This window comes from Vibrio ulleungensis (assembly GCF_016900875.1).
In the GTDB taxonomy this organism is placed as follows: Bacteria; Pseudomonadota; Gammaproteobacteria; order Enterobacterales; family Vibrionaceae; genus Vibrio; species Vibrio ulleungensis.
This window is the reverse complement of the sequence record NZ_JAFEUM010000006.1, coordinates 248,530-261,122: the sequence shown is the minus strand read 5'-3', so window position 1 is coordinate 261,122 and position 12,593 is coordinate 248,530. Positions and strand designations below refer to the sequence as shown.

The window sequence follows — 12,593 nt, the reverse complement described above, 5'->3', positions numbered from 1 at the left end:
GAACACGTGCCCTGCAGAGCGCGGAATGTAGCATATTTTTGCGTCTAATTCTCACTGTTATTTTCTGCGTCTATCTCTTTATGGACTTGCAACATTGATTTTGCCCAAGGGCCGACAGCTTGCACCTCTACTGGCAACTCAGAGACAGAGTCTCTCGCGGCCTGAATGGTTTGGAAGTCTTTATAGGTAATCATGAAATACTGTTTCTCACCACGGACCGTTGGATAGATTCTCACCTGTCCATCCAACTCATGCTCATTGATGAACTCTTGAACATCTTCTAGAGAACTCATGGCACCCAGTTGTAGCGTATAGTGGTTTTTAGGGACCGCTTTGAGCTCGTCTCTAGCGTAAGAAAAAGTGATCACCACGCTCGGCGCTTGCTGTTCTTGTTGCTGCTCTTTTTCGACCGTCTCTACAACAGGCTCAGGTGGTGCTTCAGAGACAACCGTCTCCTCCACGTCATTAGAATCGGTTGCCTGCTCTGTGGCATCGGCGATGGCATCATCAATCACGGTAGTATCAGGATTAGGCTGCTCTTCTATTAACGCATCCACCACGGTGTCAGGCACAATGACTCTTGTCCGGTCATCAAGGTTCTCGTCCACCGTCACGGTGACATCCGACATAGGTGGTGGTAACAAGGTGTTGTCTTCCACAACATCAAAACCAGCGTCGCTTGCGCTGCGATTTGACCTGTCATCATAGTCATCCAGCGTTGAGCCGCCTCGCTCCATGTTGCGAGCCTCTTCATCAAGCGCTAACGCATACTCTTCCGGTGTCGACTGATGCGTTAACCAATAATACCCCCCAAACAGCAAGATAATAATCAGTGCAATAATGGCGGCGATATTGATCGGTGATGCGATGATTGAACGAATGATCACCTGCTTTTTCTTTTTACTGTCCATAAGGGCCATCAACGCTCCTGGTCTGGGTGGCGTGTTCCACGACGCTCTCTGCGCCGCTTTTAGAATATCTTCATCGAGAATGGTTTTGTAAACCAAAAATTCGAGAAAGCGTTCTTTTTCAGGTTCAGAGAGCGCATCAATTTCCATCTCTAAAGGGGTGAAATTTGACGTACTGGTTAGCTCCGATACCACTTTAGGTAAAGTGTGACTTTTTGTAAACAATACAACGTTTATCATCCACTTAGCTTCAATATTGGCTTGAGAGACTAAGCTATTTAGTTCATAGATAACGTTTCGAGAAAGATGTTCTGCATTGTCCACAACAATGACGATGTCGCACTTTTCATCTTCGAGTTGAGCTAAAAATGCGTCTAGAAGTGGGCGGGAAGGGTCAAAGCGAACTTGTCGAAAAAGCTGGCTAAGAATGATTGAGCGGTGCTCTGCATCCGTTTGAGAGTTATGACAAAGTAGAAGAGATTGGTTTTTTTCAGCCGCCCATACCTCTAAATAGCGCTGCGCAAGCCAAGTCTTACCTGAGCCTTCGACACCGATCATAGAGACAAAGTTGGATCCAAAACGTGTCACCAACCGCAAACGATCCAACAACTGCGTTTGTGACTCTAACTCTAAGGTATTCATGATTGACTGCACCTAAACGCAGTCAATCAAGACGTACGCAAAGGCTTACTGTTTTCCTACTTCTATTGCTTGCTTAATAACCGACTCTGGAGTGGTAGAGATAACCTGCGCACTTCCTATAGAAGTGGGTAAAATCAATCGCAGTTGCCCTGCCAAAACCTTTTTGTCCCGCATCATATGACGCATAAAATCGTCATATGACATAGAGGAAGGTGTGTGCACGGGTAAGCCTGCTTTTAGCAAAAGTTGCTCAATGCGATCAACATCTTGTGTCGAAATCATTGACTGCAATTTTGCCGCTTGAGCAGCCATCATCGTCCCTGCAGATACCGCCTCTCCATGTAACCATTTACCATACCCTAATTCAGCTTCAATCGCATGACCAAAAGTATGACCAAGGTTCAATAACGCGCGAACCCCTGACTCTTTTTCGTCTTCTGCAACGACATCAGCTTTAATTTGGCAGCAGCGGGCAATGGCATAAGTCAATGTCGCAGGATCTTTTGCCATTAGCGCATCGATATTAGCTTCCAAATAATCGAAAAAATCGCTATCAGCAATGATCCCATATTTGATCACTTCCGCCATACCGGCAGAAAACTCTCGTTCTGGAAGTGTATTTAAGCACTCGATATCAATGACGACTGACTTAGGTTGGTAAAACGCGCCGATCATGTTTTTACCCAGAGGGTGATTAACTGCAGTTTTTCCACCTACCGAAGAATCAACTTGCGACAACAACGTGGTTGGGATCTGCACGAAGTCAACACCGCGATGGTAACTTGCCGCACAAAAACCGACCAAATCACCAATTACCCCGCCACCAAGAGCCACCAAAAGTACGTCACGACTCAAGCTGCGCTCAAGCAAAAAGCTGAGAACTTGTTCAAAGGTAGTAAGAGATTTGTATTGTTCGCCGTCAGCCAGTTCAAGCAGATGTACTGTTGCACCAAGTGATTGGTATTGCTTAACAACTTTATCGGCATACAGTGGGGCTACGGTGACATTACTGATCACCACAACGTGCTGATGCGCTGTAACAGGCGTTTTAGAAAAGGCAGATGAAAATAAAGCCGAATCGTTAAACAATCCGGCTCCTATAGAGATAGGATAACTGCGCTCACCTAAATCAACTTTGATTTCTTCCATGGTTTGCACTCCTCCTATCGCAATTATCTTTCTTCGAGCATCTTAATGATTTGGTTGGCGACTACTTTAGCACTTTGATCGTCTGTTTTTACAGTGTAATCAGCGATCTCTTCGTAAAGTGGGTTACGTTCCCCAGCCAGTTTTTCGAGCACACTACGAGGAGCTTCCTCGGTTTGTAGAAGTGGGCGCTTCTTGTCACGGTTGGTACGTGCAAGTTGCTTTTCGATGGTGGTTTCAAGATAGACCACAACACCTCGAGCGGAAAGACGGTTACGATTCTCTTTGCTAATGATTGAGCCGCCGCCTGTTGCCAGTACGATACCTTGCTCTTCAGTGAGATCATTGATCACACCTTCTTCACGCTTACGGAATCCGTCTTCACCCTCTACGTCAAATACCCATGCGATATCTGCGCCAGTACGCTCTTCGATCTCAGTATCTGAATCGATAAACTCCATATGAAGTTGTTGCGCTAGGTGTCGTCCAATTGTGCTTTTGCCAGCCCCCATAGGGCCAACAAGGAAAATATTTCGTTTTTCAGCCATGTTCAGCAGTAATTTACAACGTTAAATCAATGACATCGCTACAATGAAATTAGAATTCGAAGCGGTTTAACACGCTCATTGCAGCACCTATTCCTCACAGTCTAGTTGTGAAAAGACCCGAAATTATCCAGTCTAGATAGTCCGAATGCAAATTTATTTTGGACTTTTTTTCTCCCACACCGTGCAATCCGGTAGTTTTCCTACGCAAACCCTTGTTTTAGATAACTATTAATTGAAGTGATTTCTATAATTAATCTTCAATGACGGTAGGGGTTACAAAGATTAACAATTCACTTTTGGCCTTCTTGTCAGAGGTACGCCGAAACAGCCCTCCTAAAACAGGTATATCCCCAAAAGCCGGGACTTTATCGACATTGCTTAAGTGGCTTTGTTGATAGATCCCTCCGAGCACTACGGTTTCACCATTATTGACTAACACTTGAGTGCCAATGCGTTGAGTGTTGATTGCAACGGCTTCTCCAAACCCTGTTTTTACCACTTCACCAGGACGGTCCTGAGTTACATTAAGATCCAACACCAGACGGTTGTCTGGAGTAATTTGCGGGATCACTTCTAAACTCAATACCGCTTTCCTAAACGATACAGACGTGGCACCGCTAGACGCCGCCTCTAAATATGGAATTTCGGTGCCTTGTTCAATATAAGCCGCCTTTTTATTGGTGGTAATGATTTTAGGGCTAGAGATGATTTCGGCTTTGGCCTCAGCTTGTAATGCAGACAGCTCGAGATCCAGCAGTAAGTCTGAGCCCAACTTAGCCACCTGAAACGCGATACTCGAGGCATTGGGGTTCACCAACCCCAAATTCACATTGAGAAAATCGTCGATGTCTAAGTTGTCGTCCCCATACATCCCTGCCTGCCATAAGTTGCCTTCTATACTACCTGCAACAGATCGTTCGCCACTGCTTCCCATTACACCCCATCGCACACCTAACTCATCCAAGTCTCCTTCGTCAACCGTCACGATTCGAGCTTCAATTTGGACCTGCTTTACCGGAACATCCAGCTGCTCAATGAGTTCGGTGAGCACAGACAGGTTACTGGTGATGTCGCGAACTAATAACGTATTAGTGCGTTCGTCAACACTAACAGCGCCTCGCTGGGAAAGCATATTGATGCCACTGTCGTTAACCAACATCGCAGCAATCTCATTGGCCTTCGCGTAATGCAGCTTAACCAACTTAGTCATCAACGGACCACTTTGCTGTGCTTGTTCTGATTGTTGCAAGCGATGTTGTTGGGTGGCAATCATTTCGCTCACTGGGGCGATCAACATGACGTTTCCCTCTACTCGCTTCTCCAACTGTTTCACTTGCAGAATAGTTGATAACGCTTGCTGCCAAGGAACGTCTTTGAGGTTGATTGACAACTCTCCCTGAACACTGTCCGACATCACCAAGTTTATTTGATTGTGCTGCGCTAGGATTTGTAATGCTTGGCGTAGTGGCACCGATTGAAAGTTAAGCGTTACAGCAGAAACATTTTGCAGTGATGCCTTTGAGACTTGCTTTGTCAAAGTGACGGAGAGTACGTTGCCTTGACTCACATGGCTAACGGTCACTGGCTCGGTTAACATCAGCCGATAAAGCACATCTTCGTCCTGCTGCGTCGCCTTGATTGAGGCAACCAATCCGTCCGATGGTAGTATTGGTATAGGGCGAACCCCATCGATGGCAGTGCTTCGAAGAAGAATATGGACGTCACTACCCTGCTCAAGCAACTGAACGTCAATCGCACTGTTTTCCAACGTTAATTCTAGAACCGTTTGTTGTTTGCTTTCTAAGAACAGTTGCTGTTGAACAAGGCGGTTTATCGGTTCGGCGTGTGACGTACCCACAAGCACCACTTGCATCACTATCATCGCCAAACACAAGGATAGGGCTCGATTCGAGTAAAACAGTACGATCATGGCTGAGCCTTATATCGCAACAAGTAGCTTACTGACGTTGCAATACAGCCCTCTTGCCAGACATTGCGAGTAAGTAGTGCAGTCCCCTCAGCAATGACAGAAACCCAAGCACTTTCTGAGGCAACATGCTCTCCTTCCTTTACCCACTGATAGCGGTGAGCATCCCATTTTATAACCGCACTCCAACTACTGTTCTTTTGTAATGTAGCGACAAGTTCATAGCCCGCAGCAAAGGCTTGCCATTGCTGAACTTGTGCATCACAAGATGCCTTCTTTGCTGCCGCCGCGTCCACTCGGTGACTCCTACTAGTATCGACGGTGAGAACGACTTGATTTGGCAACCTAAATGGCGACAGCGGTACAACTGTGCTTGGGGTTAATTCGTTTTCCTCAACCGCACTGGCACACAGTTTTGATGAGTTCAAAGTCGCCGCAATCACAATTACCACAGCCCAAATAAGCGACGCAGAGCCTAGTTCGAGCCTTGCACTATTAACCATCATGGCGCCCTGTTATCGAGCTTTCCCTTGTTAACTGATAAGTGCTTAGCAACATATCAACGTGTAGCTGTTCACTATCAGGTGACTCTCTGTTGATAAGCACTTTTTTCACGTCAATAACGTGCGGAGCATTCGCAAGGTGGTCACTGAACTCCAGCAACTGTTGATAGTTTCCATACAGCTGAATACGAAGTGGATTTTCAATGTAATGCTCAATGGCTTGCGCAGTCAGCCATTCAACCTTTTGTACACGAACGTCCGTTAAGGTCACCGCTTGACTGATTACAGCTATTACCGACGCAAGCTGATTTGGGCGAACAAAAAATTGCAGCGCCTCCGCTGTCGAGCCTTTTAACTCGTTAAGCTCGCTCACCATCGGCTGCAGGCTTTCAAGCGCTGACCTTTGCATTGACTCATTGTGAGTCAATGTTTGCTGATACGCAGTTTGTGCTGTCAAACGTTGCTGCAGCGGACGTATCCAGGATAGATACACCAAGGCATATATAATGGCGCTGACAATACAGCACAAAACAATCACCTTTCGCAGCTGCCAGTAGAGTACTGTGGACAGCTCTATTCTGGATTCAATCACTGTGGTGGCTCATTGACGAAGGAGTAGAAAGGATCGGCACAGATTCGAAATGGATCTGAAAGCGACTACCAGTCAATCCAAGCCAATGAACATCGTGCGTAACGTTGTCCAAGCGAACTGACGAAACCTGTGAGGAAGTGGTCATTCGAGAGAGCAGCGCCGTCAGTCCCTGTGAGCTAAACGCAATACCTTGCCCACTCACTTTTGGAAAGTGGTAGTCCAATCGCTGCAAATAGACGTCACTCACAATCCATTGAGGCAGCGCGTGCAAAAATTGCGACCACCATAAACGCCGCTCAATCAGCTTGGCTGTATAGCGCTCAAACGTTGTCAGTTTTTGCCACTCTTGCTCTAGTTCTTTAAACCCTTCTTGCTGCGACTGCAAAGCGGCTATTCGACTGTCTAGCACATCAATATGTGACTGCACTCCATCGAGCCTGTGCTTTAACTCTTTACTCTGCCAAAGTGCAACCGCCAGAACCGTACTCGCTGTGCAGAACGAGACTAACGCCCAACGCACCAAAGCTTGCTTACGTGCCGCTTCTCGCCAATCAACGAGATTAACCTCAACCCAGCGCATGATGTGCTTTCCATGCAATAGCGCACAAGGCAGCCCCAGTTGCGAGTAACATCAAGCGCTCGCCCGTTAACGGAGCAATCGCCAGCTCAACATCCGAATCATCGATATGAGTGGGCAATGGCTGAACGTCAAGGTGAGCATTTTCCAAACGTTGCAAAAGGTGGAGCTCAGAATCAAAATCACAGCTTAGCCACACTCCCTGTTTTTCGGCTTTGGACTTGGTCTCAATAGAAAGCTCCATTTGCAGCAGAACTTTACTTAATGACGACACCACATGATCTCGCTCAAATTGATACGGTGAATGCTCTCCACAAAGTTGCAATTGAGAGTGCTGCCAGTAACGACAAAGGGACTCATCACTGGCCACTGCGCTCCATTGTGTTTGGCCCAAATGCAAACTCAACCACGGCTGGGGACTCTGCTGATTGGCCCAGTGATTCGTTGCCATCAATGCGTGAGTATGAGGAGCAAAAAAGAGCGCGATGAATCCAGCTCGTTGAAGCTGATTGATCAGGGTTGATTGAATTCGTTTTTTGAGTGTCAGCACCCGTACAGACTGCATCATCGTTGAGAAGCTCTCCAGACCACGCGGCGCTGTTTCAGCTCGCTCCGAGTAGAAGTCCATCGCAACATCGTGAACATTAATCGGAGCATCAGACAGCTGATGACATAAGTTCTCGTACGTTTCTTGCTCCGTCATTCCGGTAGCCACTTGCAAATTTTTTTGCATCACCCAGTAATCAGGCAGAACTAGGGCTACGCGTTTTAACTTATTCGGAATCTGCTTACGTAACTTTTTAAATTGAGCAAGCAGTGGTGCAAGTTTTACTGGCTCCTCAAATAAAGGGATACGTTGCCCATACTCTTGTCGATACCGCCCGACGACTTGCCACCGTTTACGTTTGCACTCCAATACAACTGCTGACAATTGATGCTCATCAAACTCTAGACCTATCAATGCATTGCTGACCATAACGCATCCTTTTGTTAACTCTTGGTAAAAAATAAAGATTAACCACTCAAAAGCGGTTAAAATGCGCCCTTAAGAACTACTATTTATGTACTCGATTTGGAATCGAGTTGTAGCCACACAATCAAGGATTACTCGGTGAAGTTCATAAAGATCACAGCGCTGCTTGCACTGTTTTGCATCGTTCTTGGGATAGGGACCACAGTTGGCCTCTATTTTTATCTCAAGCCACAGTTTCCAGATGTTGCCGTATTAAAAGACGTGCAACTTCAAACGCCTATGCAGGTTTACAGCAAAGAAGGCAAACTGATTGCGCAGTTTGGTGAAAAGCGACGTATTCCGCTAAAACTCGATCAAATGCCTCAAGAGTTGATTGACGCGGTTATTGCCACCGAAGACAGTCGTTTCTACGACCACTTTGGATTTGACCCAATAGGTATGACTCGGGCAGCCATTGTTGTCGCGACCTCAGGCAGTCTAAAAGAAGGTGCGAGTACCATTACGCAGCAGTTGGCAAGAAACTTCTTCCTGACCAACGACAAGCGCATCATGCGGAAAATTAAAGAGATTTTCATTGCGGTACACATCGAACAACTGCTGACAAAAGAAGAAATCCTTGAGCTCTACCTCAACAAAATCTACTTAGGGCATCGCTCTTACGGGGTAGGTGCCGCAGCTCAAGTCTACTTTGGACGCGAACTGACCGACCTAAGTTTGGGTGAGCTTGCGCTTATTGCTGGCCTTCCTAAAGCGCCATCGACCATGAACCCGATTTATTCGACCGACCGCGCCACCACTCGACGAAATGTAGTTTTGGCGCGTATGTTGTCAGAAAATAAAATATCGCAAGCCGAACATGACGCCGCTCGAGAAGAGGAGTTTAATGGCAAGTCTTATGGCGCCGAAATTGAAGTCCGTGCACCTTACGTGGCCGAAATTGCACGTGCATGGATGGTCGATAAATACGGAGAAGAATCCGCCTACACATCTGGAATGCGCGTTTTCACAACTATCGATGCCAAGCAGCAAGCTGCTGCGACTGACGCAGCAATCAACAACCTAATGGCTTACGACCTTCGTCACGGTTATCGCGGTGCCGAGCGCGAACTGTGGAAAAGCGATCAACCGTCATTCTCTGAGGCTGAAATCGTCAAAGCGCTGCGTACGCAACCAAGCTACGGTCAATTGCGTCCAGCCGCCATTGTTGAGGTTCAAGAAAAAGCGCTTCGCGTATTTGTAAAGGGGCAAGGTACACATACCTTAGAGTGGGATGATATTAAGTGGGCTCGCCGCTTCTTAACCGACACTCGTCAAGGTCCAGCGCCTAAAGTCGCTGCCGACATTGCTGCCGCGGGCGAGCAAATCTGGGTTTACCCAAAACAGACAGAACAACAACTGGTCGAAATAGAAGAAGGGGTATTTGAAGAGCAACAAGTGGTTACTGCTTGGAAGCTTAGCCAAGTCCCAGCTGCCAATACCGCTTTTGTGGCGATGAACCCAGAAAATGGACAAATACTGTCGCTCGTGGGTGGCTTTAACTTTGTGCACAACAAATTTAATCGCGCTACGCAGTCGGTTAGACAAGTCGGCTCGAGCATCAAGCCTTTCATCTACTCTGCTGCGCTGGATTCGGGACTGACACTGGCCTCTCTAATTAACGACACCCCCATTAACCAATGGGACCAAAGTGCTGGTACAGCTTGGCGACCAAAAAACTCTCCACCGACCTACTTAGGTCCAACGCGCTTGCGCATTGGCTTAGCACAATCTAAAAACGTCATGGCCGTTCGCACACTACGCCATGTTGGACTGGACGAGACACGCGATTACTTAACGCGATTTGGCTTTGAGCTGGATAAACTGCCACGTTCTGAAACCATTGCCTTGGGTGCTGGTAGCTTAACGCCATTGCAAATGGCCCAAGGTTACTCTGTCTTTGCCAACGGCGGCTACTACGTCGAACCCTATATCATTGATCGTGTAGAAACTCCGTTTGGTGATATTGAGTTCCAAGCAGCACCAGTTGAAATCTGTCGCAAAGACTGCACGCCGCTGGTTACTGAGTCAGAAGGTGGCGAAGAGTTCAATGAACAGGACGTCCACGAATTTGTTGGCCACGAAGAAACCGTATATGCGCCACAAGTCATCACTGAGCAAACGGCATTTTTAGTGCGCGAAATGCTATACAGCAATGTATGGGGTGGCGGAAACTGGGCGAAAAACACAGGCTGGAATGGTACTGGTTTTAGAGCTCAGGCACTGAAACGACGTGATGTCGGTGGTAAAACCGGTACCACCAACAGTTCAAAAGATGCTTGGTACAGTGGCTACGGGCCAGGTGTAGTGGCTGTATCATGGGTTGGTTTTGATGCGCACAATCGCGATCTAGGCCGTACTGCAGTGAACAAAAATTTCGCCGCAAATGAGCAGGTCAGCGGTGGAGAAGCAGGCGCGAAAACAGCACAACCAGCATGGATTGACTACATGAAAGTAGCGCTGGCGGACGTACCGGCACAACGTTCAAAAGTGCCGAACGATATTGTACGCGCTCGTATCGACCGTGAAACAGGACTGCTGACGCACAAAACCGACGAAACGTCTCGAATGGAATACTTTTTGAGAGGCACAGAGCCAACGGAGTCAATCTCTAAAGATCGTGACACATTCTCTGATGATCTATTTATCGGTGGGGATGATGACGAAGAGACGGAAGACGACGGCTCTCTGTTCTAGGTTTACTAAACCTAACTAACGCTCTAATTAAATGATTGCCCTCTTTGATAGAGGGCTTTTTTTATCTTGGTATTGAGTTCAAAGATTCAATACCAATCGAAGTAATCAACTGGTCAGGTAATTGCGTTGACCGGTAAAAATATCTGACTAAAACGTAATAAGCGAAGCAATTGATTTGGCCAACTGCTCAAACTTGGCTTTAAAGGGCGAACCCGGTCGGTAAGCCAGTACAATGCTTCTCGATGGCACCGGTGTATCTGCTTTTAGATAACACACTCCATCTTTAACACGCTGCTCAGGTACAGCAAGTTGAGGCAATAAGGTGATCCCTCCGCCTGCCGCAACCATATTTCGTAGCGTTTCTAAACTGGTGGCTTTAAAGCTTTGATCGTCTTCAGCGCCAGCTGCAAAGCAATACCCTAACGCTTGGTCTCGCAGGCAATGTCCATCGCCCAGCGATAATACGGTCTTGCCATTAAGCTCCTGCATCTCAATTTCTGTGCGTTCGCTCCAAGGGTGCGTATCGGGTACAGCAAGCATCATCGGCTCGTCAAATAGCTGAATCTCTCTAAATATTTGCGTCTCTTCGACCTGCGCTAAAACCACACAATCGAGCTTTCCTTCTTGCAGTTGTTCGACCAAAATATGAGTCTGTGCCTCGTGCAGAAACAGCTCCAACTGTGGAAACTGAGCCTTTAGCCCTGGTACGATTTTAGGCAGTAGATAAGGACCAACCGTTGGAATAAAACCAATCTGTATAGGTCCTTCCATGGCATCGCCCTGGCTGCTTGCCATCTCTTTGAATCGGCGAACCTCCCCAAGAATGGTCCGCGCTTGAGCGACCAACTGTTCACCGACATCGGTAAACAACACCTTGCGGCTACTGCGCTCTAACAAGCTACTACCGAGCTCATCTTCCAACTTTTTGATTTGTCCACTCAGCGTAGGCTGGCTCACAAAACACGCCTCTGCAGCCTTGCGAAAATGTTGATGCTCCGATAAAGCAACAAGGTACTCTAAATCTCTTAAATTCACGCCATCGATTCCATAGTCAATATCTATCAAAACCATAGCACCAAACAATTGTACCTATCAACATAATTGAGCGATACTGTCCCTATCAAAGCGCAAGTGCTTATTTAGAACTTTTATAAAGGAACGCATCATGTTTAGCTCAAAAGAAGGCAAGGCCGTACCGCAAGTGACTTTCCCAACCCGCCAAGGTGATCAATGGGTCAACATTACCACTGATGAGCTTTTCAAAGACAAAACAGTGATCCTATTCAGTCTTCCAGGGGCATTTACCCCTACCTGCTCATCCACTCACCTGCCTCGCTACAATGAGTTGCATTCGGTGTTTAAAGAGCATGGTGTTGACGACATCGTATGTGTTTCGGTGAACGACACCTTCGTAATGAATGCTTGGAAAGACGATCAAGAAGCAGACAACATCACCTTTATTCCTGATGGAAATGGTGAGTTCACTGACGGAATGGGGCTGTTAGTAGATAAAAACGATCTTGGTTTTGGCAAGCGCTCGTGGCGCTACAGTATGCTGGTTAAAAATGGCGTAGTAGAGAAGATGTTTATCGAACCTAACGAGCCAGGTGACCCGTTCAAAGTCTCTGATGCAGACACTATGCTAGAGTACATTGCCCCAGAACATAAAGTGCAAGACGCAATCACCGTATTCAGTAAGCCGGGCTGCTCATTTTGCATGAAGGCTAAGCAAGCACTTATCGACAATAACCTTCAATACGAAGAGATAGTGTTAGGCAAAGATGCAACCAGCATTACGCTTCGCGCTGTAACAGGTCGAGAAACCGTGCCTCAGGTCTTTATTGGTGGCAAGCACATTGGTGGCAGCGAAGAGTTGGATGTCTACTTAGGCGCTTAGTAAGCGAGAACACCCCAGCAAAAAAAAGAAAAGCCCCGTACCAAGTCGGTACGGGGCTTCTTAGATTCATCTAAGAAAAAGCAGTGGTATTAATTAAGACACTGCTTCTACGATTAGGTTCCCAAATGAGTTCATAAAAACGTCATT

The 12,593-nt window shown here is 46.9% G+C and carries 11 protein-coding genes; 2 read left to right on the top strand and 9 right to left on the bottom strand.

Annotated elements, in window-relative coordinates; translation table 11 throughout:
- Positions 1 to 44: 44 nt before the first annotated feature.
- The 8 genes from JQC93_RS15435 to JQC93_RS15400 all read right to left on the bottom strand — a co-directional run bounded on the left by JQC93_RS15435 (position 45) and on the right by JQC93_RS15400 (position 7,819).
- Positions 45 to 1,550 (bottom strand): AAA family ATPase, encoded by a 1,506-nt coding sequence (locus JQC93_RS15435; protein WP_205159294.1) that lies wholly within the window; start codon positions 1,548 to 1,550, stop codon positions 45 to 47.
- Positions 1,551 to 1,595: 45 nt separating this feature from the next.
- On the bottom strand, positions 1,596 to 2,699 hold the full coding sequence (aroB, locus tag JQC93_RS15430; protein WP_205159293.1) for a 3-dehydroquinate synthase: 1,104 nt from the start codon (positions 2,697 to 2,699) through the stop codon (positions 1,596 to 1,598).
- A 23-nt stretch (positions 2,700 to 2,722) separates the two neighbouring features.
- A complete protein-coding gene (gene aroK, locus JQC93_RS15425; protein WP_084884190.1) occupies positions 2,723 to 3,244 on the bottom strand; it encodes a shikimate kinase AroK in 522 nt (173 codons plus the stop codon).
- 250 nt (positions 3,245 to 3,494) lie between these two features.
- Entirely contained in the window at positions 3,495 to 5,174 is a 1,680-nt protein-coding gene (locus JQC93_RS15420) for a type IV pilus secretin PilQ (RefSeq protein WP_205159292.1), read from the bottom strand.
- The gene (locus JQC93_RS15415) at positions 5,171 to 5,674 is read right to left on the bottom strand and encodes a hypothetical protein (RefSeq protein ID WP_205159291.1); all 504 of its coding nucleotides are present in this window, start codon (positions 5,672 to 5,674) and stop codon (positions 5,171 to 5,173) included. Before JQC93_RS15415 ends, JQC93_RS15420 begins: the two co-directional genes overlap by 4 nt.
- Complete coding sequence (locus JQC93_RS15410) at positions 5,667 to 6,266, bottom strand: type IV pilus inner membrane component PilO (protein ID WP_205159290.1); 600 nt, start codon at positions 6,264 to 6,266, stop codon at positions 5,667 to 5,669. The genes JQC93_RS15415 and JQC93_RS15410 overlap by 8 nt, the downstream gene beginning before the upstream one ends.
- On the bottom strand, positions 6,259 to 6,846 hold the full coding sequence (locus JQC93_RS15405; RefSeq protein WP_205159289.1) for a PilN domain-containing protein: 588 nt from the start codon (positions 6,844 to 6,846) through the stop codon (positions 6,259 to 6,261). The genes JQC93_RS15410 and JQC93_RS15405 overlap by 8 nt, the downstream gene beginning before the upstream one ends.
- Entirely contained in the window at positions 6,833 to 7,819 is a 987-nt protein-coding gene (locus tag JQC93_RS15400) for a type IV pilus biogenesis protein PilM (RefSeq protein WP_205159288.1), read from the bottom strand. The genes JQC93_RS15405 and JQC93_RS15400 overlap by 14 nt, the downstream gene beginning before the upstream one ends.
- Before the next feature lie 135 nt (positions 7,820 to 7,954).
- Between JQC93_RS15400 and JQC93_RS15395 the strand changes: the two genes are divergently transcribed.
- Complete coding sequence (locus JQC93_RS15395) at positions 7,955 to 10,549, top strand: penicillin-binding protein 1A (RefSeq protein ID WP_205159287.1); 2,595 nt, start codon at positions 7,955 to 7,957, stop codon at positions 10,547 to 10,549.
- A 147-nt stretch (positions 10,550 to 10,696) separates the two neighbouring features.
- Here JQC93_RS15395 and oxyR read toward each other — a convergent pair whose 3' ends face one another.
- On the bottom strand, positions 10,697 to 11,584 hold the full coding sequence (gene oxyR / locus JQC93_RS15390; protein ID WP_205159322.1) for a DNA-binding transcriptional regulator OxyR: 888 nt from the start codon (positions 11,582 to 11,584) through the stop codon (positions 10,697 to 10,699).
- Between the two features lie 130 nt (positions 11,585 to 11,714).
- Here oxyR and JQC93_RS15385 point away from each other — a divergent pair, with 130 nt between their 5' ends.
- Complete coding sequence (locus tag JQC93_RS15385) at positions 11,715 to 12,446, top strand: glutathione peroxidase (RefSeq protein ID WP_205159286.1); 732 nt, start codon at positions 11,715 to 11,717, stop codon at positions 12,444 to 12,446.
- Positions 12,447 to 12,593: the final 147 nt, after the last annotated feature.

Bases quoted from the DNA above. Each gene is read 5' to 3' on its own strand.
- JQC93_RS15435 (WP_205159294.1), bottom strand. From the start codon at position 1,550: ATGAATACCTTAGAGTTAGAGTCACAAACGCAGTTGTTGGATCGTTTG.
- aroB (WP_205159293.1), bottom strand. From the start codon at position 2,699: ATGGAAGAAATCAAAGTTGATTTAGGTGAGCGCAGTTATCCTATCTCT.
- aroK (WP_084884190.1), bottom strand. From the start codon at position 3,244: ATGGCTGAAAAACGAAATATTTTCCTTGTTGGCCCTATGGGGGCTGGC.
- JQC93_RS15420 (WP_205159292.1), bottom strand. From the start codon at position 5,174: ATGATCGTACTGTTTTACTCGAATCGAGCCCTATCCTTGTGTTTGGCG.
- JQC93_RS15415 (WP_205159291.1), bottom strand. From the start codon at position 5,674: ATGGTTAATAGTGCAAGGCTCGAACTAGGCTCTGCGTCGCTTATTTGG.
- JQC93_RS15405 (WP_205159289.1), bottom strand. From the start codon at position 6,846: ATGCGCTGGGTTGAGGTTAATCTCGTTGATTGGCGAGAAGCGGCACGT.
- JQC93_RS15400 (WP_205159288.1), bottom strand. From the start codon at position 7,819: ATGGTCAGCAATGCATTGATAGGTCTAGAGTTTGATGAGCATCAATTG.
- JQC93_RS15385 (WP_205159286.1), top strand. From the start codon at position 11,715: ATGTTTAGCTCAAAAGAAGGCAAGGCCGTACCGCAAGTGACTTTCCCA.